20 protein-coding genes and 1 pseudogene are annotated in these 20,445 nt (G+C 72.3%); 13 read left to right on the top strand and 8 right to left on the bottom strand.

Annotated elements, in window-relative coordinates; all coding sequences use genetic code 11:
- Positions 1–177: 177 nt before the first annotated feature.
- The 3 genes from aceE to AB0958_RS22740 all read left to right on the top strand — a co-directional run bounded on the left by aceE (position 178) and on the right by AB0958_RS22740 (position 4,773).
- A complete protein-coding gene (gene aceE, locus AB0958_RS22750; protein ID WP_366892281.1) occupies positions 178–2,880 on the top strand; it encodes a pyruvate dehydrogenase (acetyl-transferring), homodimeric type in 2,703 nt (900 codons plus the stop codon).
- A 328-nt stretch (positions 2,881–3,208) separates the two neighbouring features.
- On the top strand, positions 3,209–4,198 hold the full coding sequence (locus tag AB0958_RS22745) for a WYL domain-containing protein (protein ID WP_366892280.1): 990 nt from the start codon (positions 3,209–3,211) through the stop codon (positions 4,196–4,198).
- Positions 4,199–4,254: 56 nt separating this feature from the next.
- A complete protein-coding gene (locus AB0958_RS22740) occupies positions 4,255–4,773 on the top strand; it encodes a DUF4240 domain-containing protein (RefSeq protein ID WP_165939246.1) in 519 nt (172 codons plus the stop codon).
- A 3-nt stretch (positions 4,774–4,776) separates the two neighbouring features.
- On the opposite strand, the gene AB0958_RS22735 is transcribed toward AB0958_RS22740, so the two are convergent.
- Both AB0958_RS22735 and AB0958_RS22730 read right to left on the bottom strand, forming a co-directional pair.
- Positions 4,777–5,025, bottom strand: a complete 249-nt coding sequence (locus AB0958_RS22735) for a hypothetical protein (protein ID WP_366892279.1) — start codon at positions 5,023–5,025, stop codon at positions 4,777–4,779.
- 243 nt (positions 5,026–5,268) lie between these two features.
- Positions 5,269–6,051: pseudogene (locus AB0958_RS22730) on the bottom strand (peptidoglycan recognition protein); the annotation flags it as partial.
- A gap of 191 nt (positions 6,052–6,242) precedes the next feature.
- Here AB0958_RS22730 and AB0958_RS22725 point away from each other — a divergent pair.
- Positions 6,243–7,427 (top strand): MarP family serine protease, encoded by a 1,185-nt coding sequence (locus tag AB0958_RS22725; RefSeq protein ID WP_366892278.1) that lies wholly within the window; start codon positions 6,243–6,245, stop codon positions 7,425–7,427.
- A 3-nt stretch (positions 7,428–7,430) separates the two neighbouring features.
- On the opposite strand, the gene AB0958_RS22720 is transcribed toward AB0958_RS22725, so the two are convergent.
- Positions 7,431–7,919 carry a GNAT family N-acetyltransferase gene (locus AB0958_RS22720; RefSeq protein ID WP_366892277.1) on the bottom strand — a complete coding sequence of 163 codons (489 nt, stop codon included), beginning with the start codon at positions 7,917–7,919 and terminating at the stop codon, positions 7,431–7,433.
- 72 nt (positions 7,920–7,991) lie between these two features.
- On the opposite strand from AB0958_RS22720, the gene AB0958_RS22715 reads away from it, so the two are divergent.
- Entirely contained in the window at positions 7,992–8,885 is an 894-nt protein-coding gene (locus AB0958_RS22715; RefSeq protein WP_366892276.1) for a TIGR01777 family oxidoreductase, read from the top strand.
- 160 nt (positions 8,886–9,045) lie between these two features.
- Complete coding sequence (locus tag AB0958_RS22710; protein WP_366892275.1) at positions 9,046–10,404, top strand: NAD(P)/FAD-dependent oxidoreductase; 1,359 nt, start codon at positions 9,046–9,048, stop codon at positions 10,402–10,404.
- 314 nt (positions 10,405–10,718) lie between these two features.
- Here the strand turns inward: AB0958_RS22710 and AB0958_RS22705 are convergent, their stop codons facing one another.
- Positions 10,719–12,188: a regulator gene (locus tag AB0958_RS22705; protein ID WP_366892274.1), complete on the bottom strand. Its 1,470-nt coding sequence runs from the start codon at positions 12,186–12,188 to the stop codon at positions 10,719–10,721.
- A 247-nt stretch (positions 12,189–12,435) separates the two neighbouring features.
- On the opposite strand from AB0958_RS22705, the gene lipB reads away from it, so the two are divergent.
- The 4 genes from lipB (at position 12,436) to AB0958_RS22685 (ending at position 15,488) form a co-directional block, all read left to right on the top strand.
- Positions 12,436–13,236, top strand: a complete 801-nt coding sequence (gene lipB, locus AB0958_RS22700) for a lipoyl(octanoyl) transferase LipB (protein ID WP_366892273.1) — start codon at positions 12,436–12,438, stop codon at positions 13,234–13,236.
- 74 nt (positions 13,237–13,310) lie between these two features.
- Complete coding sequence (gene lipA, locus AB0958_RS22695) at positions 13,311–14,276, top strand: lipoyl synthase (protein ID WP_366892272.1); 966 nt, start codon at positions 13,311–13,313, stop codon at positions 14,274–14,276.
- Between the two features lie 239 nt (positions 14,277–14,515).
- Positions 14,516–14,713 carry a hypothetical protein gene (locus AB0958_RS22690; RefSeq protein ID WP_366892271.1) on the top strand — a complete coding sequence of 66 codons (198 nt, stop codon included), beginning with the start codon at positions 14,516–14,518 and terminating at the stop codon, positions 14,711–14,713.
- A gap of 70 nt (positions 14,714–14,783) precedes the next feature.
- The gene (locus tag AB0958_RS22685; protein ID WP_132886368.1) at positions 14,784–15,488 is read left to right on the top strand and encodes a DUF4191 domain-containing protein; all 705 of its coding nucleotides are present in this window, start codon (positions 14,784–14,786) and stop codon (positions 15,486–15,488) included.
- Between the two features lie 67 nt (positions 15,489–15,555).
- Here the strand turns inward: AB0958_RS22685 and AB0958_RS22680 are convergent, their stop codons facing one another.
- Entirely contained in the window at positions 15,556–15,933 is a 378-nt protein-coding gene (locus AB0958_RS22680) for a nuclear transport factor 2 family protein (protein ID WP_366892270.1), read from the bottom strand.
- A 99-nt stretch (positions 15,934–16,032) separates the two neighbouring features.
- Between AB0958_RS22680 and AB0958_RS22675 the strand changes: the two genes are divergently transcribed.
- From AB0958_RS22675 to AB0958_RS22665, 3 genes are all read left to right on the top strand, one after another.
- Positions 16,033–16,914: a LysR substrate-binding domain-containing protein gene (locus tag AB0958_RS22675; RefSeq protein ID WP_366892269.1), complete on the top strand. Its 882-nt coding sequence runs from the start codon at positions 16,033–16,035 to the stop codon at positions 16,912–16,914.
- 73 nt (positions 16,915–16,987) lie between these two features.
- A complete protein-coding gene (locus AB0958_RS22670; protein ID WP_366892268.1) occupies positions 16,988–18,118 on the top strand; it encodes a right-handed parallel beta-helix repeat-containing protein in 1,131 nt (376 codons plus the stop codon).
- Positions 18,119–18,242: 124 nt separating this feature from the next.
- On the top strand, positions 18,243–19,241 hold the full coding sequence (locus AB0958_RS22665) for a methyltransferase (RefSeq protein WP_366892302.1): 999 nt from the start codon (positions 18,243–18,245) through the stop codon (positions 19,239–19,241).
- 69 nt (positions 19,242–19,310) lie between these two features.
- Here AB0958_RS22665 and AB0958_RS22660 read toward each other — a convergent pair whose 3' ends face one another.
- Genes AB0958_RS22660 through AB0958_RS22650 form a run of 3 tightly spaced genes read right to left on the bottom strand, consistent with a single transcriptional unit; the run spans position 19,311 to position 20,406 of the window.
- A complete protein-coding gene (locus AB0958_RS22660) occupies positions 19,311–19,643 on the bottom strand; it encodes a TcmI family type II polyketide cyclase (RefSeq protein ID WP_358970248.1) in 333 nt (110 codons plus the stop codon).
- Positions 19,644–19,673: 30 nt separating this feature from the next.
- Entirely contained in the window at positions 19,674–20,153 is a 480-nt protein-coding gene (locus AB0958_RS22655) for an SRPBCC family protein (RefSeq protein WP_366892267.1), read from the bottom strand.
- Position 20,154: 1 nt separating this feature from the next.
- A complete protein-coding gene (locus AB0958_RS22650; RefSeq protein WP_366892266.1) occupies positions 20,155–20,406 on the bottom strand; it encodes an acyl carrier protein in 252 nt (83 codons plus the stop codon).
- Positions 20,407–20,445: the final 39 nt, after the last annotated feature.

Raw genomic sequence — 20,445 nt, 5'->3', positions numbered from 1 at the left:
GCCGACTTTCTCGGAATCGAGAAGTTTTGCCCCTCAACCCTTTGATCGATCATCGATCAGGGAGTTAGAGTCGCCGACGGACCCGCACCCGGGTCCATTGCCCTGTCCTGCCAAAGACCAAGGGCACCCGAACCCTTACCGATGAGGGAACCCCCTTCGACTGAGGAAGGCGGCGACATGACCGACCCCCAGGCCATCCAGCCGAGCGCGCTCGACCAGCTCCCCGACCGGGATCCGGAGGAGACCGCCGAATGGCAGGCCTCACTGGACGCCGTGGCCAGGGAGGCCGGGCCGCACCGTGCCGCGTACCTGATGCGCCGCACGCTGGAGCGCGCCGAGGCGGACGGCATCGCGCTGCCGAAGCTGCTGGAGACGGACTACGTCAACACCATCCCCACCGCCGCCGAGACGGCCGTCCCCGGTGACGAGGAGATGGAGCGGAAGATCACCGCGTGGAACCGCTGGAACGCGGCCGCGATGGTCACCCGGGGCAGCAAGCACGGCGTCGGCGGCCACATCGCCACCTTCGCCTCCGCGGCCTGGCTCTACGAGACCGGCTTCAACCACTTCTTCAAGGGCAAGGAGGGGGACGGCAGCGGTGACCAGCTCTACATCCAGGGCCACGCCTCCCCCGGCATCTACGCCCGCGCCTTCCTCGACGGCCGCCTGACCGAGGCGCACCTCGACAACTTCCGCCAGGAGGCCGGCGGAAACGGCCTCCCGTCGTACCCGCACCCCCGCCGCCTGCCCTGGCTCTGGGAGTTCCCGACCGTGAGCATGGGCCTCGGCCCGCTCTCGGCGATCTACCAGGCCCGCTTCAACCGCTACCTGACCGCCCGCGGCATCAAGGACGTCTCGGCGTCGCACGTCTGGGCGTTCCTCGGCGACGGCGAGATGGACGAGCCGGAGTCGACGGCGGCACTCGCACTCGCCTCCCGCGAGGGCCTGGACAACCTCACCTTCGTCATCAACTGCAACCTGCAGCGCCTCGACGGCCCGGTGCGCGCCAACTTCAAGATCGTGCAGGAGCTGGAGGCCCAGTTCCGCGGCGCAGGCTGGAACGTCGTCAAGACGCTCTGGGGCACCGCCTGGGACGAGCTGTTCCAGCTCGACACCACCGGTGCGCTGGTACGACGGCTGCGCGAGGTACCGGACGCGCAGGTGCAGACGTACCAGACCCGCGACGCCGCCTACATCCGCGCCGACTTCTTCGGCAAGGACCCGGCGCTCGCGGAGATGGCGAAGCTGCTGAGCGACGACAAGATCCTGGAGTGCTTCCACCTCTCCCGCGGTGGTCACGAGGCACGCAAGGTGTACGCCGCGTACAAGGCCGCCGTCGAGTTCAAGGGCGCGCCGACCGTGATCCTGGCCCAGACCGTCAAGGGCCACACCCTCGGCGAGGGCTTCGCGTCGAAGAACGCCAACCACCAGATGAAGAAGCTGACGGTGGACGAGTTCAAGACGATGCGGGAGCTGCTGGAGCTGCCGATCCCGGACAGCGCGTTCGTCGACGGGGTCGTGCCCTACGGCCACCCGGGCGCCGACTCCCCCGAGGTCCGCTACCTCCAGGAGCGCCGCGCCGCCCTCGGCGGTCCCGCCCCGGCCCGCCGGACCCACGCCCTGGCGCCGCTGCCGGCCCCCGCGGACAAGGCCTTCGCCTCCTTCGACAAGGGCTCCGGTTCGCAGAACGTGGCGACCACGATGGCCTTCGTCCGGCTCGTCAAGGACCTGGTGCGGGACAAGGAGACCGGGAAGCGCTGGGTGCCGATCGTCCCCGACGAGGCCCGCACCTTCGGCATGGAGAGCCTCTTCCCGTCCCTCGGGATCTACTCCCCCAAGGGCCAGACGTACGAGCCGGTCGACCGTGACCAGCTGATGTACTACAAGGAGGCCAAGAACGGCCAGATCCTCAACGAGGGGATCACCGAGGCCGGTTCGATGGCCGACTTCATCGCCGCGTCCACCGCGTACGCGACGCACGGCGAGGCGATGATCCCGTTCTACATCTTCTACTCGATGTTCGGCTGGCAGCGCACGGCCGACCAGATGTGGCAGCTCGGCGACCAGCTCGGCCGCGGCTTCCTCGTCGGCGCGACCGCCGGCCGTACCACCCTGACGGGCGAGGGCCTCCAGCACGCCGACGGCCACTCGCCGGTGATCGCCGCGACCAACCCGGCCGCGCTGTCGTACGACCCGGCCTTCGCCTACGAGATCGCGACGATCGTCAAGGACGGTCTGCGCCGGATGTACGGCGAGGCGCTGCCCGGCGAGGACCCGAACGTCTTCTACTACCTGACCGTCTACAACGAGCCGCTCCCGCAGCCCGCCAAGCCGGCCGGGCTCGGCATCGACGAGGGCATCGTCAAGGGCCTGTACCGCTTCAACACGGCGGAGTCCGCCGGGCTGTCGCTGCCGGCGAACGCCCCGCGCCTGCAACTGCTCGGTTCCGGTACGGCGATCCACTGGGCGCTGAAGGCGCAGCGGCTGCTGGCCGAGGAGTGGGGTGTGGCGGCCGACGTGTGGTCCGCGACGTCCTGGACGGAGCTGCGGCGCGACGCGCTGGAGGCGGACGCGGCCCTGCTGCGCGGGGAGGAGCGCGTCCCGTACGTCCGCCAGGCCCTCCAGGGCGCCGACGGCCCGGTCCTCGCGGTCTCCGACTACATGCGTCAGGTCCCGGACCAGATCGCGCAGTGGGTCGAGCAGGACTGGTCCTCGCTCGGTGCCGACGGCTTCGGCCTCTCCGACACCCGCGACGCCGCCCGCCGCCACTTCGGCGTCGACGCGGAGTCGGTGGTCGTCGCGGCCCTGGCCCAGCTGGCGAAGCGCGGCGAGGTCAAGGCGACGGCGGTGAAGGAAGCCCGCGAGAAGTACGGGCTGTAGCCGACCCGAGCACCCAAAGGCCGAGCGCCGTCGCGGCGGACCTTTCCTGCCGCGACGGCGCTCGCCCATGCCGTGGCACTCCCACGCAGCCAGCCCGCCGAACCCCGGTCGACTGCCCCCGCCGCGACGGCGCTCAGCCGGGACGAGCCGATCCGGCGGTGCCGAACCCACCGCCACGGCCGGTCCGGCACCGCCGGAAGCCGCCGTTGTGGCCGAGCGCCGTCGCGGCGGAGCAAGACCGGCGGACGTCGGTCGGGTTTCTCGTGGCGGCGCTCGGGCGGGGTGGCGGTTTTCGGTGGTGACGGTGGGGCCCGGCATCATGTGACGCATGCGTGCCGCTCGGCTCATCAGGATGGTGCTTCTGCTGCAGGCTCGGGCCGGTATGACGGCCGGCGAGCTGGCCGCCGAGCTGGAGGTGTCCGAGCGGACCGTGATGCGGGACGCGCAGGCGCTGTCGGAGGCGGGGGTGCCGGTGTACGCGGACCGGGGACGGGCGGGCGGGTACCGGCTGGTCGGCGGGTACCGGACCCGGCTGACGGGGCTGGGCCGCAGCGAGGCCGAGGCGTTGTTCCTGAGCGGCGTGCCCGGCGCGCTGCGGGAGATGGGGCTGGAGGACGCCGCGAGCGCCGCCCGCCTGAAGGTGTCCGCCGCGCTGCTGCCCTCCCTGCGGGACACGTCCCGTACCGTCGCACAGCGGTTCCACCTGGACGCGCCGAACTGGTTCGCCGAGCCGAAGACCCCGGAGCTGCTGCCCGTCGTCGCCGACGCGGTGTGGGACGACCGGCGGGTGGTGGCGCACTACCGGCGCGGGGAGTCGGAGGTGCGGCGGGAGCTGGAGCCGTACGGGCTGGTGCTGAAGGCGGGGGTCTGGTACCTGTGCGCGCGGGTCGCGGGCACCGACTCCTACCGGGTCTACCGGATCGACCGGTTCGCCTCGGTCGAGGCCGGTGAGGAGCGGTTCGAGCGGGACGAGGAGTTCGACCTGCCGGGGTTCTGGGAGGAGCGGGCCGAGCAGTTCGCACGGTCGATCCTGCGCGCCGAGGTGGTGGTGCGGCTGTCGGCCGTCGGCGTGCGGAGACTGCCGTACGCCGTCGATCCGGCCACCGCCCGGCAGGCGGTCGCGGGCGCCGGCACCCCCGACGCGCGGGGGTGGGTGACGGTGACGCTGCCGGTGGAGAGCGAGGAGGTCGCGCACGGCCAGCTGACCGCGCTCGGGCCGGAGGCGGAGGTGCTCGCTCCACAGCGGCTGCGGGCGCGGTTCGCGGCGGACGCGGCGCGGCTGGCGGGACTCTACGCGCGGCCGGGCGACGCCGGATAACAATCCGCACCACTCCGCGTGCGCCCCCGGCGCCCAGGCACGATGCTGGACGCGTGATGGACGAGACGGAGTTCTGGGAGCTGATCGACGCGACCCGCGAGGCCGCCGAGGGCGACCCGGAGGACCAGGCGGACCTGCTCGTGGAACGGCTGCTCCAGCTGGAACCCGACCTGGTGCTGGACTTCGCCCGTCACTTCGAGGCGCGCTACAACCGCGCCTACCGCTGGGACCTGTGGGGGGCGGCCTGGGTGCTGCTCGACGGCGCCAGCGACGACGCGTTCGACTTCTTCCGGTGCTGGCTGATCGCCCAGGGCCGGGAGGTCTTCGAGGGCGCCCTGCACGACCCGGACGCGCTGGCGGAGTTGCTGGACGACTTCGACGAGGAGGTCGACGGCGACGGCGAGGAGCTGGGGTACGCGGCGGACGAGGCGTACGAGCAGCTCACCGGGACGGTGGCGCCGGACCTGGGCATCGCCCCCGCGCCCTCCGAACCGGAGGGCACCCCGGTCGACCTGGAGAACGAACGGGCGCTCGCCGAGCGGTTCCCGCGGCTGTGGGACCGCTTCAAGGAGTGAGCGTCAGGCCGCGGCGCGGCGCCGGGTCGCGTCGGCCGGGAGGTACGCCTGGGTCTGCTCGGCCCTGACCGCGTGGTGCAGGGGTGCCGCGTTGGCCTGGTCGAGGGCGGACGCGGTGACGGCGGCCGGGCCGAGGACGACCGTGGCGACGGCGCAGACCACGGCCCAGGGCCCCCTGGACGACCTGACCCACCCGGCCTTCTCCGGCTGCTCCGCGAGCTCGGTACGGGCTTCGGTACGACTGCTGTTCATGATCCCCGCCTCCGGTCGGCTGCTGATGTCCACGACGGTAGGACGCGCGGATCTGAGCAGCCTGCGTGCCGGCTATGACGTCCCTGTGGACGCCCCCGCGGGGGTCGGCGGAGACGGGCGCGACCGCGTCACCGAGGGCGTCGGCGTCCCGCCGGGCGTCCCCGTCGGCGTCGGCGTCGCGCCGGGCGCCCGCGTCGGCGTCCGCGCGGGCGTGGGCGTGGGTGTGGGTGTGGGGGTGGGGAGTCTGCCCTGGAGCCGGGCCGCGGTCGTCCTGATCTCGGGGAGGCGGGCGGCGAGGGCGGCGCCGGGGCAGGTGGTGCGGTAGCCGTCCTGGTGGCCGGCCACGGCGGGCAGCGTGACGGCCGTGCCCTTCTCGTAGCGGCTGAGTCCGTTGCTGGAGACCAGGCGGGTCACGGCGCGCGGGTCGACGTCGGCCAGGCCCAGTTTCCAGGCGGCGAGCGCGGCGATCGCGTCGGTCATGGCGCGCGGCACGGGCACCCCGGCGGTGAAGGTGCCGAGCGCCGCGATGCCGGCGGTGCGGTGGTTGAAGCCCTGGGTGTGGGCGCCGGTGACGGCCCGGTCGACGCCGCCGGCGCGGCCCTCGTAGATGGTGCCGCAGCGGTCGACGAGGAAGTTGTAGCCGATGTCGTCCCAGTCGCGGTCGCCGGTCTGGCCGGTGTAGAGGCGCCTGATGATCTCGGGTGCCTGGGCGCAGGAGTAGCCGTTGGGCGAGTCGGTGTGGTGCACGAAGACGGCGACGACCCGGTCGTCGTAGCGCGGCGGCGGCTGGGTGCGGCGGACGGTGGCGTCCAGCCAGACCGCGCGCGGCACGATGCGGGGCCTGGGGGCGCGGTGGTGGGTGGCGGGGCCGGCGGGCTCGGGCGCGGCCAGGCGCATCGGGACGGGGTGGTCGGCGCCCTGGGTGCACAGCACCAGCGCGAGGGCGGCGGCGAGGCCCGGCAGGCAGCCGAGCAGCGTCAGGGCGGTGGCTCTGGTGCGCCGCCCTGCTCTGGGGAAGACACGCATGGCCCCCACTCTCGGCGCGGCCGGAGCCGCCCGCGATGTGTGCTGTGCCACCTGGTGGAACCATCGTCCCGGTCCGGGGCGTTTCAGGAGGTACACGCATGCGTGGCCGGTTGTCGGGGTTCCCGCGTGCGTGAACTGATCACTGGACCTGTCCCGAGCGTATTCAAGGGCACCGAGAGAAAGGCGGCTCCGTGGACCTGCTCGACCTGGTGCTCGTACTGGTGGTCCTCGCGTACGCGGCGGCCGGCTACCGGCGCGGGCTGGTGGCCGGCTGTGTGTCGCTGGCCGGGTTCGTGGGCGGCGCGGTGGTCGGCGTGTGGGTGCTGCCGTGGGTGATGGAACTGGTCACCCGCGGGACGGCGACGGCGACGGTGGTCGCGGTGCTCACGGTGCTGGTGCCCGCGGTGGTGGGGCACGAGCTGGCGGGACGGCTGGCGCTGCGGCTGCGCCGGGAGCTGGACCAGGGTCCGCTGCGGGTGGCGGACGGGCTGGGCGGGGCGGTCGCCAACTCGGTGGCGGTGCTGATCGTGGCGTGGGTGGCGGCGAGCGTCCTGGGCGCGTCCTCGTCGCCCGCGGTGACGACGGCGATCCGGGACTCCCGGCTGCTCGGCGCGGTGCAGCACACCATGCCGGACACCACGCCGGCCTGGTTCTCGCGGGCCACCTCGGCGCTCACCGAGGCGGGTTTCCCGCAGGTCTTCAACCCGTTCGAGAACGAGTCGACGGCTCAGGTCGCCAAGCCCTCCGGGGACAACGTGACGGCGGCGGCCACGGACGCGGCGAAGCGCAGCACGGTCAAGATCGAGGGTTCCTCCGGCACCCAGGGCCGCGAGGGCAGCGGCTTCGTGTTCGCGCCGGAACACGTGATGACCAACGCGCACGTGGTGGCCGGCATCGACAACCCGAGCGTGCGGATCGGCGGGGTCGGGGCGTCGTACGACGCGCAGGTCGTGCTCTTCGACCCGGACCGGGACGTGGCGGTGCTGTACGTGCCGCAGCTGCGGGCGCCGGTCCTGAGGTTCGACACCTCGGCGTCGCGCGGGAGGTCGGCGGTGGTCGCAGGCTATCCGCAGGACGGCGACCTGAACCTCCAGGCGGCCACGGTGGCGAACAGGGTGCAGGCCACCGGGCAGAACATCTACAACGACGCCACGGTGACCCGGGAGATCTACTCGATCCGCTCCACGGTCCGCCCCGGCAACTCCGGCGGCCCGCTGCTGACCACCGGCGGGAAGGTGTACGGCGTGGTGTTCGCCCGTTCCACGTCGGACAGCGAGACGGGGTACGTGCTGACGGCCGACGAGGTGGCCGCGGACGCCGCGCGCGGGGCGCGGGCCACCTCGGCGGTGGACACCGGCGAGCTGATCACGCCCTGACCGTCACAGCGACCGGCCCATGATCACGTCGTCGACGTACTCGCCGTCCAGGAGGAACTCCCCCGGCAGCACGCCCTCGACGGCGAAACCCTCGGAGGCGTAGAGCCGGCGCGCGGGGGTGTTGTGTCCGAGGACGCCGAGCCTGATCCGGCGGGCACCGCGGCGGCGGGCCTCGTCCATGGCGGCCCGCAGCAGCGCCCGGGCGACGCCCCGGCCGCGGGCGTCCTCGGCGACCGCGAGGCCCTGGATCTGCCGGACGTGCGCGTTGGCGGCGAGCCGGTACGCGAGGCCGAGGCGGATGTAGCCGACGATCCGCCGGTCGACTTCGGCGACCAGGGTGTCCTCCGGTGCGTGCCGCGGACCGAAGAAGGGCTCGTACGGCGGCTCCGGCCGGGGCAGTACGGCGTGCCGGTACGACCAGGTGGCGCGGTCGAGGGCGGAGAGCTCCTCGTCGTCGTCGGGCAGGGCGGTGCGTATGAACGGCTCTGGCATGCGGTCACCCTAAGTCGGCCGGTACCGGTGCCCCACGCGTTTTCCGGTCCCCGTACAGGCATGCTGGGTGCCATGGAACGCTCTCGAATCGCGGTGGCCGGTGCGTCCGGTCTCATCGGCAGCGCCCTGGTGCGGTCCCTGCGGGCGGACGGGCACGAGGTGGTCCGGCTCGTGCGGCGGGCCGCGCACGGCCCCGACGAGGTCTGCTGGGACCCCGGCGGGCAGTACGTGGACACGGCCGGGCTGGCCGGCTGCGCCGCGGTGGTGAACCTCGCCGGGGCCGGGATCGGCGACCGGCGCTGGACGGCCGCCTACAAGCGGGAGATCCGGGACAGCCGGGTGCTCGGCACGGCGGCGCTCGCGCGGGCGGTGGCCGAGCTGGCGGAGCCGCCGCGGGTGTTCGTCAGCGGCAGCGCGGTGGGCATCTACGGCGACACCGGCGACCGGGCCGTGACCGAGGACGCTCCGCCCGGGGACGGTTTCCTGCCGTCGCTGTGCGTGGAGTGGGAGGCGGCGGCGGACCCGGCGCGGCAGGCGGGGGTGCGGACCGTGTTCACCCGTACCGGCCTGGTGGTGGCCCGGGGCGGCGGGGCGTGGGGGCGGTTGTTCCCGCTGTTCAGGGCGGGCCTGGGTGGCCGGCTGGGCGACGGGCGCCAATACTGGTCGTACATCGCGTTGCACGACGAGGTGGCCGCGATCCGCTTCCTGATGGAGACCGAGGGGCTTTCCGGGCCGTTCAACCTCACCGCGCCCCACCCCCTGACGAACCGTGAGATCACCGCGGCGATGGCCCGGGTGCTGAACCGCCCGGCCCTCTTCCCGGTGCCCGCGGCGGCCCTGCGGGCCGCCCTCGGTGAGCTGGCCGGGGACGTGCTCGGAAGCCAACGGGTGGTGCCGAAGCGGCTGCTGGAGTCGGGGTTCACGTTCGCGTTCCCGGGCATCGAGGACGCGATCCGCGCGGCGTGACGGCCCCTGTGACCGTATGCGACCGCCGTGCGACCGTGCCCTGTTCATGCGCGACTGTCCTTGACCGGTCAGCGCCCTAACCTCGACCCGAACTCGGGTATCCCCGGAGCGGGTTGGGGGCATCACGTCTCCACCGGACGCGCAATCGAGGAGGGGCCTCGTGCATGAGCCCGCGTACCAGGCGGACGTCGTCGTCGTGGGGGCCGGTGTCGCCGGACTCTCCGCGGCTCATCGGCTGAACAGCGCAGGAGTGACGACCGCGGTCCTGGAGGCCGCCCCTTACGTCGGCGGGCGGATGTCGACCGAGAAGGTCGACGGCTTCCGGCTCGACCGGATCGGCCAGCTCCTGTCCACGTCCTACCCGGAACTACGGCTCACCCCGGGACTGGACGCGCTGGTTCTGCGCCGGTTCGCGCCCGGCGTGCTGCTGCATCGTGACGGGCGCAGGCACCGGGCGGGCGCTCCGGCGGGCGGGGGCAGCGCGAGGGGCGCACTGCACGCGGTGCGCGCCCTGGCAAGCGCCCCCAGGGGCGGCTCGGCCGTGTCGCCGGTGCGGGCCCACGCCCCCATGGGCGGTCCGGTCGACCAGGCACGGCTCGGCGCGGCCCTGGGCCGGCTCGCCGGGACACCGGTGGAGCGGATCCTCGCCCGGCCCGAGCTCACCGCCGCGCGCGCCCTCACGGAGCGCGGGGTGTCCGCCCGCACGATCGACGGCTTCCTGCGTCCGCTGCTGGCGGCCCTGCTGTGCGATCCCGAGCTGACGACGTCCAGCCGCTGCGCGGACCTCGCACTGCGCTCCTTCGCGAGCGGGCGGCTGTGCATGCCGGAGGGCGGCGCGGACGTCCTCCCGGACCTGCTCGCCCGGGCCCTTCCGCCGGGCACCGTGCACACCGGGGTCCGGGTCACCTCGGTCTCGACGACCTCCGTGCGGACGGCGGAGCACGGGGAGGTGCGCTGCCGGGCGGTGCTGCTGGCGACCGACGCGCGCGCGGCCGCCGAGCTGCTGCCGGGCCTGCGGGTGCCGGACTTCCACGAGGTGACGGTGGTCCACCACACGACCGACGAACCGGCGAGCCTGACCACCGGGGCGTCGCTCCTCCTCGACGCCGACCGGAGCGGCCCGGTCTCGCACACCTCCGTCGTCAGCAACGTCGATCCGAGCCGGGCACCCCAGGGCCGCGCCCTGATCTCCTCCACGGTCCTCGGCACCCCGCCCGCCGACGTCGACACGGCGGTCCGCATGCACCTGGCGCGGCTGTACGGCACGTCGACGCGCCGCTGGGAGACCCTCGCGGTCCATCACACCCCCGAGGCGCTCCCCGCCATGCGTCCGCCGCACGACCTGCGCCGCCCGGTCCGCCTCATGGCCGGTCTCTACGCCTGCGGCGACCACCGCGACACCAGCACGGTCCAGGGAGCCCTCCACTCGGCCCACCGGGCGACGGCGGCGATCCTGGCGGACCTGGGCGCATCGGGCTCCATGCACAGCGCGGAAACCATGCAACGCCGGGCCGCATAGCGCCCCTTCAGGGGCGCTGGGGGTACCCCCGGCCGAAGGCTGGGGGAGGAACTGCGCGACCAGCCACGACGCGGCGGCACCGAGCCGACAACCACCCCACACAACGGCGAGTGGCGAGGCTCGGCCCGGCACCGCCGAACAACGCCGTCGTGGCTGATCACCGCTGCGGCGGGGAAAGTGAGCGCCGGAGAGACGAGCAGCACGTCAGTCCAACGCCGCCACGTCAACCCAGCACGGCCACGTCAACCACGGCCACGTCACCCCAGCACGGCCGCGTCACCCCAGCACGGCCACGTCAACCCAGCACGGCCACGTCAGTTCAATGCCGCCACCTTCTCCCGGTACCCCTTCACCGGCGCCGCGTCCTTGTAGGGCTCCAGCCGGCGTTCGAAGTCCCTGACGTACTCCGTCGCCCGCACCGACCGCATCTCCGCCGCCGCCCCCGCCGCCTCCGCCCCGAGCGCGCAGGCCTGGTCGAGTTCACCGAGCCCCAGGCGGGCGGTGGCGAGGACGACCCGGCAGAACAGGCGGCTGCGCGCGTAGGAGGGCGCGCGGAGCTGCAGCGAGCGCTCCGCGTGCTGCGCGGCCGCGCGGAACTGCTGGAGGTCCCGGTGGCAGTGCCCGAACTCGTCGGCGAGCTGGGCCTCGTCGAAGAAGCGCGCCCAGTGGGGCACGTCGTCGCCGGGCCGGGCCGCCTCCAGGGCGCGTTCCGCGCGAACCAGTGCGCCGGTGCACGCCCGTACTTCGCCGAGCACCCCGTGCGCCCGGGCCTCCGCCGCGTGCAGCAGGGCCTGGACCACGGGCGGGGCGTTCGTGCCGACCCCCTGCTGGGCGACGCGGGCCAGCTGCACCGCCTCCCTGCCGTGTCCCAGGTAGACCGCCTGGCGGCTCATGGTGACGAGGACGTAGGAGCCGTACGCCCGGTCCCCCGCCGCCTGGGCGAGCCGCAGCGACTGGACGAAGTAGCGCTGGGCGAGACCGTGCGCCGCGATGTCGTACGACGTCCACCCGGCGAGCCGGGTCAGGTCGGCCGCCGCGCCGAACAGCCTGCGGCCGGTCTGTTCGCCGTACGTGCCGCGCAGCATCGGCTCGCACTCGTGCTCCAGATAGCGCACCAGCGCCTGCCGGGCGTGGCCGCCGCCGTACGCGTCGTCGAGCGTGCGGAACAGTTCGCCGACCGAGCGGAGCGCGGCGATGTCGCCGGAGGTGACCTTCTGGCCGGGTCCGCGCTCGGTCCCCCCGCGTGGCCGTACCGGCAGGACCGGCAGCTGCTTGGGCGCCACGGGGCGGGTCTGCGCGGGCACCCGGGCCGCCGCCGGGGCCGGCTCACCGCGGGCCACCCGGTCGTCGGCCCGGCCGATCAGCCAGTCCCGGCTGGGGACCACGAGCCCGGCCGGGGTGAACGCGATCTTGCGGAGTTCGGCGTGGCTGCCGGAGTCCTTGCGCCACAGCCCGCTGACGATGTCGACGGCCTCCTCGGGGGTGGCCGCGAACTCCAGTCCGGCGTACACCGGGGCGCAGGCGTCGAGGCCCAGGTCCTGGGCGGTGAGCCGGCGGCCGAGGCGCCGGGTGAAGACCTCGGCGATCAGGGCCGGGGTGGTGCCGCGGGGCTGCTGGCCGCGCAGCCAGCGGGTGACCGATGTCTTGTCGTATCTGAGATCCAGCCCGTGTTCGAGGCCGAGCTGGTCGACGCGACGGGCCAGACCGGCATTGGAGAACCCCGCTTCTGCGATGAGCGCGGCGAGCTGGCGGTTGGGGGTGCGCTGCGCGGGTCGGTCCGTCATCTGGAGTGCGGTCTCCTGCCTTCTGGCTCAGCTCGGTGGCTTGTGCCCGGATTGCCGGTGAGCAGCCCTTTTGGCGCTCTTGGACGGCGCGAATGTAGCGGAGAGTGAGCACCTGATCGCACACTTCGACATTCATTCATCCGATCGTGTGAGGATTGACCCCAGGGCTGACGCGCGACCGGCGGACGTACAGTGGCTTGGGCGCGTTATGTGCCTGACACACCCGTCGCCAAGGGAGGCGCTTGCCGTGAGTGAGTTGCGGTTCGTCCGAATGGGGTTCGGCGCGGACGCCGTCGAGTACCAGGAGGCGTGGGACGAGCAGCGCCGGGTGCACGCGGCACGGTTCGCCGACGAGACTCCCGACACGGTGCTGCTGCTCGAACACCCCCCGGTGTACACGGCCGGCCGCCGCACCGCGGAGAACGAGCGACCCCTCGACGGCACCCCGGTCGTCGACGTGGACCGCGGCGGCAAGATCACCTGGCACGGCCCCGGCCAGCTGGTGGGCTACCCGATCCAGAAGCTGCCGCGCCCGGTGGACGTGGTCGCCCACGTCCGGCGGCTGGAGGAGGCGCTGATCCGGGTCTGCGCCGAGTTCGGCCTGGAGACCACCCGGGTGGAGGGGCGCAGCGGGGTGTGGGTGCTCGGGGACCCGGTGGAGCGGCGGCCGGCGTTCGGGGGGCTCTCCCTGGACTTCGACCCGCGGCTGCACGACGAGGAGTTCGACCCGCGCCTGAACGGTCCGGAGTACGCGCCTTCGAACGCGGGCCAGCGCCGCGAGGACCGGAAGATCGCGGCGATCGGCATCCGGGTCGCCAAGGGCGTCACGATGCACGGCTTCGCACTGAACGTGAACCCGGACAACAAGTGGTTCGACCGGATCATCCCGTGCGGCATCCGGGACGCCGGCGTCGCCTCCCTTGCGGGCGAACTGGGCCGGGACGTGACGATCGAGGAGGTGCTGCCCGTGGTGGAGCGGCACCTCAAGGACGTCCTGGAGAACGCGGAACTCGCGCCGAGGGTGATCGAGAAGACACCGGCGGCCTGACTCCGGCCGCCAGGCATTCGAATCCACGGGCGTACGCTGGAGCACGCCGAAGAATCAACGCTAGGGAGCCGGTCGTGTCCGCAGTCGCACCCGACGGACGCAAGATGCTGCGCCTGGAGGTCCGCAACAGCCAGACCCCCATCGAGCGCAAGCCCGAGTGGATCAAGACCCGGGCGAAAATGGGCCCCGAGTACACGAAGATGCAGAACCTCGTGAAGAGCGAGGGCCTGCACACGGTCTGCCAGGAAGCCGGCTGCCCGAACATCTACGAGTGCTGGGAGGACCGCGAGGCGACCTTCCTCATCGGCGGCGACCAGTGCACCCGGCGTTGCGACTTCTGCCAGATCGACACCGGCAAGCCCGAGGCGCTGGACCGGGACGAGCCGCGTCGCGTGGGCGAGTCCGTGGTCACCATGGACCTGAACTACGCCACCATCACCGGCGTCGCCCGCGACGACCTGGCGGACGGCGGGGCCTGGCTGTACGCGGAGACGGTCCGGCAGATCCACGCGCAGACGGCGCAGCGCGAGGGCGGCCGTACCAAGGTCGAGCTGCTGGCCCCCGATTTCAACGCGGTGCCGGAGCAGCTGGCCGAGGTCTTCTCCTCCCGCCCCGAGGTCTTCGCGCACAACGTCGAGACGGTGCCCCGGATCTTCAAGCGAATCCGCCCCGGCTTCCGCTACGAGCGGTCGCTGAAGGTCATCACCGAGGCCCGCGACGTCGGCCTGGTCACCAAGTCCAACCTCATCCTCGGCATGGGCGAGACCCGCGAGGAGGTCAGCGACGCGCTGCGCCAGCTGCACGAGGCGGGCTGCGAACTGGTCACCATCACCCAGTACCTGCGCCCGAGCGTCCGGCACCACCCCGTGGAGCGCTGGGTGAAGCCGCAGGAGTTCGTGGAGCTGAAGGAGGAGGCCGAGCAGATCGGCTTCTCCGGCGTGATGTCCGGGCCGCTGGTCCGCTCCTCCTACCGGGCCGGGCGCCTCTACCAGATGGCGATCGAGAAGCGCGGCGCGTTCGTCGCCGCGCAGGCGGTCTGACCCTGTCCGCCATCCGGGTCGTGTGAATTCACGCACAAGGAGCTACTGGTCAGTAATGACCGAATGGACGCGGTCCTGGCCGTCCTCGCTGATGAGGGCGTACGCCGGGGCCGCGTCGGCGTTCCGGGGGCGCGCATCAAGGCTTCATGGGTGTTTGACCGGTCGGTCACGCCCTGGTAACACCGAACAGTGACGCTGGTATCACAGCACGTTCACCCACTTCGAGGGGGACCTCCACCATGCAGGCCGCGCCCGTCCGCGCCAACGCCATCCCGTCCTTCACCGACGCGCTGCGCGCCGTCGAGTCGCTGCTGCTGAGCAGCGGCCAGCGCACCGCCCGCCGCAACGCGTGGACCTCCGTGCTCGAGGACCGCCGTCGCGCCAAGGACCGGGTCGAGGCGCAGCTCTTCCTGGAGCAGGCCGCCGGCCGCTCCTGACCCCCGTCCCGCGGGCCTTCCCGGGACACTGCCGTCGTAGCCGCTCCCAGAGCCACGTAGACTTCGGGACATGGCGAGGAAGGAACCCGCAGCGGATGCTGCGAATGCCGGGCGACTGAAGCAGATCGCCCTTACGTACAAGATGACCCGCAAGGCCGACAAGACGATCGGTCTTGTGCTCGCGGGTGTCGGTCTCGGCACGCTCGCGGTCTTCCTCGTGATCGGCTTCTTGATCGGCCACCCTGTCTACCTGGGCATCCTGGGCCTGTTGCTCGGCTTCCTCGCGACGGCGATCGTGTTCGGCCGCCGGGCCGAGCGGGCGGCCTTCGGCCAGATGGAGGGCCAGCCGGGCGCCGCGGCCGCCGTTCTGGACAACATCGGGCGGGGCTGGACCACCACGCCGGCCGTCGCGATGAACCGCAGCCAGGACGTCGTGCACCGGGCCGTCGGAAAGGCCGGCATCGTCCTGGTCGCCGAGGGCAACCCGAACCGGGTGAAGACCCTGCTGGCCGCCGAGAAGAAGAAGATGGCACGCATCGTCGCCGACGTGCCGGTGCACGACGTGATCGTCGGCACGGGTGAGGGCCAGGTCCCGCTGAAGAAGCTGCGGACGACGATGCTGAAGTTCCCGCGGGTGCTGACCGGCCCCCAGGTGACGACCACCAACGACCGGCTGCGGGCGATGGGCGACCTGATGTCCAACATGCCGCTCCCGAAGGGACCCATGCCCAAGGGCATGCGGATGCCGAAGGGCGGCGGCGGCAGAACCCGCTGACCCGCGACGTACGCACACGGAAGGGGCCGCCCGGATCACTCCGGGCGGCCCCTTCCGCCGTACGGCCTCAGCCCGCCGAGGCGGATCGGACGGGCGCGAACTCGGGCTGGTCGAGCAGCCGCAGCCAACTGCCGTCGCTCTGGCGCCTGACGACCTGCGCCCGAGCGCCGGTCCCGTCCTTCGGCGGGGTCGACGTGAGCGCGATGTCGCCGCTGACCAACGTCGGCAGCGGCTGCTCCGGCTCGAAGCGGGGGCCGCCGGCCAGCACCTTCGCCCACAGGTCCCGGATCGCCTGCCGCCCCACCGTCAGCTCACCGGGCGGGTAGGCCAGCACGGCGTCCTCCTCGTAGAGCGCGGCGACCCCGTCCGCGTCCCCGGCGTTGGACCGCTCGACGAACAGACGCGTGATGTCCTCGGGCCGCATGGCCTTCTCGTACTCCGGCATGCCCTGCCTCCTGATGTCGAATTCCGGCGGTTCCCAGCCTGGCCGCGGGCCCATCAGAAGTCCAACAGATGGTTCTCATACGAACTAGAATCGTGGGTCATGGATCTGAGGCAGCTCGAATACCTCGTCGCCGTGGCCGAGGAGCGCAACTTCACCCGGGCCGCCGAGCGTGTGCACATCAGCCAGTCCGGCGTCAGCGCGCAGATCCGCCGGCTGGAACGCGAACTCGGCGCGGAGCTGTTCGACCGGTCCGCCCGCACCGTCACCCTCACCGTCGCCGGGAAGGCAGCGCTCGAACACGCCCGTGCCACGCTCGCCGCGGCCGGAGCGGTCGGCCGGGCCGTGGACGAGGTGACCGGCCTGGTCCGGGGCGGCGTCACCGTCGGGATGGTCGCCGGCTGCACGCTCACCCCGCTGTTCGACACCCTCGCCGCGTTCCACGAAGCGCATCCCGGCGTCGAGATCCTGCTGCGGGAGGACGGCTCGGACCGGCTCGCCGACGGCGTGCGCAGCGGCGCCCTCGACCTGGCACTCGTCGGGGCCGCGGCCGTCACGCCCGCCGGGCTGGACGCGCTGACCGTCGTCAGCGAACGGCTCGTGGCGGCGGTTCCGGCCGGCCACCCGCTGGCGCGGCGGCGACGGGTCGTGCTGCGCGACCTGATGGACCATCCGCTCGTGTGCATGCCGGCCGGCACCGGCCTGCGCACGGTGTTCGACGAGGCCTGCGCCGCACAGGGCCTGCGGCCCTCGATCACGTTGCAGGCCGGCGCCGCGAACGCCATCGCCGACCTCGCCGCCCGCGGCCTCGGCGTGGCCGTCCTCAGCGACTCGATGGCCGCGGGCCACCGGGACCGGCTCGCCGCCCGCACGATCGACGACGTGGAGACACCGGCGCTGCTGGCCCTGATCTGGAAGAACGCGCACAACCCGGCGGTCCGCGAACTGGTCACGCACGCCCGGCGCGCGTTCGGCATGCGCTAGGCGTTCCCGATGACACGCCGCCGAACGGAGCATCGCGGCGTTTATCGGGTCATCCGCTCTTACCCTTCCGAATGTGACAAAACGCCATATCACATACCTCGCGTGCGGCACCGTCCTCTGCGGTGCCCTCCTCGGCGCCGCTCCGGCGTCCGCCGCCCACCACGTGCACTGGGTGCGTCCCGGTGAGTCGATCCAGAAGGCGGTCGACGCCGCCCAGCCCGGTGACACGGTTCTCGTCATGGCCGGCACCTACCGCGAGAGCGTCAAGGTGACCACGCCCGGTCTGACCCTGCGGGGCATGGGCCCGGCGACCGTGCTGGAGCCCGCCAAGAAGGCCAAGGCGCCCAAGCCCGCCAAGGCCGCCAAGCCCGCCAAGCACGGCAAGCACGGCAAGAAGAAGGCCGCCGCCCAGAAGTCCTGTGCGGAGATGGGCAACGGCATCTGCGTGGTCGGCACCAAGAGCAAGCCCGTCGAGGACGTGACCATCGCCAGGATGACCGTCACCGGGTTCTCCCGGACCGGTGTCATGGCCGTCGGCACGGCCAACCTGAACGTGCACGGCGTGGCCGCCGTGAAGAACGGTCAGTGGGGCATCGCCGAGGAGCGCGCGGTGCACAGCACCTACCGCGACAACGTCGCCCGGAACAACGGCGACGCGGGCCTGTTCCTCGCCAACTCCGTCACGGCGGAGAAGGGCGCCACCGACACCGCGGGCACCGTCGTCGAGCACAACCTGCTGGAGGGCAACCGGATCGGCGTCACCGTGCGCCGGCTGCGCAACCTCACCGTCACGGACAACTCGGTCACCGGGAACTGCGCGGGCGTGTTCGTCGTCGGTGACGAGAACAAGCCGAAGGCCGGCAAGATCACGGTCACCGGGAACCAGGTCGTCAAGAACAACAAGTACTGCCCGAAGACCACGCGGCTGTCCTTCCTCCAGGGCTCCGGCATCGTGCTGACCGGCACCGAGAACACCCTGGTCACCAGGAACCTCGTGACCGGCAACTCCGGCAAGTCCCCGCTGTCGGGCGGCGTCGTGATCTTCAAGAGCTTCGTGGGCGCCACCAGCGACAAGAACAGCGTCACCGACAACAGCCTGTCGGGCAACGCCCCGGCCGACCTGGTCAACCAGGAGGCCGCCAAGCACGGCAACGCCTTCAAGGGCAACTCGTGCAAGAAGTCCAAGCCCGCGGGTCTGTGCTGACCGGTCGGACGTACGACACCCCCACAAGGAAGGAAGGCGGCACATGACCGCACCAGCACGCGACCTCTCGGCGCCCGCGAAGGAGTCCGGGGCGCCGTCGCAGGAGGGCGCTCCGCCGCCGTCGATGCGGCTGCGCGAGCTCGTGTTCGGGGCGGCGTGTGCCGCCGCCGTCCGCGCGGCCGCCCGACTGCGGGTCGCCGACGCGCTCGGGGACGCCCCCATGACCGTGGAGAGCCTGGCGTCCGCGGTGCGCACCGACCCCAAGCCGCTGCGGCGGCTGCTGCGCGCGCTGTCCTGCTACGGCGTCTTCGCCGAGCGTCCGGACGGCACGTTCGCGCACACCGAGACCTCCCGGCTGCTGCGCGAGGACGACCCGCACAGCCTGCGGTACATCGCCCTGTGGTGCACCGAGCCGTGGACCTGGGACGCCTGGCCGAGGCTGGACGAGGCCGTGAAGAGCGGCCGCAACGTCGTCGAGGACCTCTACGGCAAGGAGTTCTTCGTCTACCTGAACGAGGACGCGCCGGAATCGGCGGACGTCTTCAACCGGGCGATGACCACCTCCAGCGAGCAGTCGGCCCGTGAGGTCGCCGCCCTGCTCGACCTGTCCGGCAGCCGGTCGGTCGCCGACCTCGGCGGCGGGCAGGGGCACGTGGTGGCCTGTCTGCTGGACAAGTACCCGGCGATGAGGGGCTACCTGCTGGATCTGCCGAAGGTGGTCGACAAGGCGCTGCCCAGGCTGCGCGAGGGCGGTGACCTCGCGGACCGGGCGAGCATCGTGCCGGGCGACATCCGCGAGGCCGTGCCGGTCGACGCGGACGTCTACGTCATCAAGAACATCCTGGAGTGGGACGACGAGTCCACCGCCCGGCTGCTCGCCAACGTCACCGCGGCCGGCGGTCCGGGGGCGCGGGTCGTGGTCATCGAGAACCTGGTCGACGACACCCCGTCGATGCGGTTCAGCACCGCGATGGACCTGTTGCTGCTCCTGAACGTCGGCGGGGCCAAGCACACCACCGACAGCATGGTGCGGCGGCTGACCGACGCGGGGCTGGCCGTCCAGGACATCAGTCCCGTCAACCCCTACCTGCACGCCTTCGACTGCGTGGTGCCCGCCTCCTGAGCGGCTCCGGACACGCCGGTGCCGGGCCCGCGTCCGACGTGGGCCCGGCACCGTTGGCTGGACGGCGGTTCAGCGGGCGCCGTCGCGCTCCCAGAGGTAGAAGCGCTGCGCCATCGCGTCCTTCGGGGAGCGCCAGGTCTCCGGGTCGTACGCGCTGACGTACGCCGTGAGACGGTCGCTGATGTCCCTGAACTCGGGGTGCGAGGTGACCTTGGCGATGGCCGGTCCCGGCTCGCGCTCGGATTCGACGAGGTGCATGTACACATCGCCGAACTGGAAGAGGCTGCGCCGGACCACCCCGACGAGGTGCGGCAGCTCTCCCCGGTCGGACTCCGCGAACACCTTCGCGATGTCGGGTGCGGAGCCCGGGGCCATGCGGGCGACGATCAGGGCCTGGTGCACGTGTCTCTCCGTTCCTGTCGTCCGGCCGGCTCAGTCGGCGAGAGCCGGGTCGGGGCGCCGGCCACTGGCCGCCTTCTCGATCTTGTCCCGGATCAGGGCCATCTGGACCTTTGAGTTCTTGTTGATGTTGTCGGTCATCCACTCGTCGTCGACGGGGGCCTCCGGCTTCATCGCGAAGTCCTGCGTCCACACCATCCGGGTGCCGGCCGGTACCTCCTCGTACCGCCAGTGGATGTCCATGTGGGCGAAGGGGCCGGTCTCGACGCGGCGGGCCCGGACGGTGAGGTTCGGGCGGTCGGTCTCGCGCTCGGAGACCCAGCTCCAGACCTTGCCGTTGTCGTCGGGGTGCATGGTCAGCCGGAAGGTGACCTTGTTCCCCTCCTCCGCCAGGATCTCGGCGCTGGCGTACTCGCTGAACAGCTGCGGCCAGTTGGCCACGTCGTTGGTCATGTCCCAGACCAGGTCGACGGGGGCGGCGATGGTGATCTCGTTCTGGGTGTGTCCGGTCATGTCAGGCTCCCGCGGGCATGGCGCTGTTGACGAGGTCGAGGAACTGGCGGGGCGTCTTGCACCGCTCGGCGTCCACCGGCATGGGCACGCCGTGCCGGTTCTCCAGTTCGCCGACGATGCCGAGCAGGCCGAGCGAGTCGACTCCGAAGGCGTCGAAGCCGGTGTCGGCGCGGTCCCGCAGGTCGGCCGGGGAGACGGTGACGCCGGCGGCCTTCTTCATGAGTTCGGACAGTTCGTCCACGGTGATGCTCATAGGGAACTCCTCCTTCTGCGCTGCCGGTCAGCAGCTGTT

Origin of the sequence: Streptomyces sp. NPDC006655 (assembly GCF_040703965.1) — a bacterium.
GTDB lineage: Bacteria > Actinomycetota > Actinomycetes > Streptomycetales > Streptomycetaceae > Streptomyces.
The sequence above is the reverse complement of the archived record's forward strand: the minus strand, read 5'-3'. Positions and strand labels throughout refer to the sequence as shown.

Coding starts and splice junctions, on each gene's coding strand:
- aceE (WP_366892281.1), top strand. CDS start 178: ATGACCGACCCCCAGGCCATCCAGCCGAGCGCGCTCGACCAGCTCCCC.
- AB0958_RS22745 (WP_366892280.1), top strand. CDS start 3,209: ATGCGTGCCGCTCGGCTCATCAGGATGGTGCTTCTGCTGCAGGCTCGG.
- AB0958_RS22740 (WP_165939246.1), top strand. CDS start 4,255: ATGGACGAGACGGAGTTCTGGGAGCTGATCGACGCGACCCGCGAGGCC.
- AB0958_RS22735 (WP_366892279.1), bottom strand. CDS start 5,025: ATGAACAGCAGTCGTACCGAAGCCCGTACCGAGCTCGCGGAGCAGCCG.
- AB0958_RS22720 (WP_366892277.1), bottom strand. CDS start 7,919: ATGCCAGAGCCGTTCATACGCACCGCCCTGCCCGACGACGACGAGGAG.
- AB0958_RS22715 (WP_366892276.1), top strand. CDS start 7,992: ATGGAACGCTCTCGAATCGCGGTGGCCGGTGCGTCCGGTCTCATCGGC.
- AB0958_RS22705 (WP_366892274.1), bottom strand. CDS start 12,188: ATGACGGACCGACCCGCGCAGCGCACCCCCAACCGCCAGCTCGCCGCG.
- AB0958_RS22690 (WP_366892271.1), top strand. CDS start 14,516: ATGCAGGCCGCGCCCGTCCGCGCCAACGCCATCCCGTCCTTCACCGAC.
- AB0958_RS22685 (WP_132886368.1), top strand. CDS start 14,784: ATGGCGAGGAAGGAACCCGCAGCGGATGCTGCGAATGCCGGGCGACTG.
- AB0958_RS22680 (WP_366892270.1), bottom strand. CDS start 15,933: ATGCCGGAGTACGAGAAGGCCATGCGGCCCGAGGACATCACGCGTCTG.
- AB0958_RS22675 (WP_366892269.1), top strand. CDS start 16,033: ATGGATCTGAGGCAGCTCGAATACCTCGTCGCCGTGGCCGAGGAGCGC.
- AB0958_RS22665 (WP_366892302.1), top strand. CDS start 18,243: ATGCGGCTGCGCGAGCTCGTGTTCGGGGCGGCGTGTGCCGCCGCCGTC.
- AB0958_RS22655 (WP_366892267.1), bottom strand. CDS start 20,153: ATGACCGGACACACCCAGAACGAGATCACCATCGCCGCCCCCGTCGAC.
- AB0958_RS22650 (WP_366892266.1), bottom strand. CDS start 20,406: ATGAGCATCACCGTGGACGAACTGTCCGAACTCATGAAGAAGGCCGCC.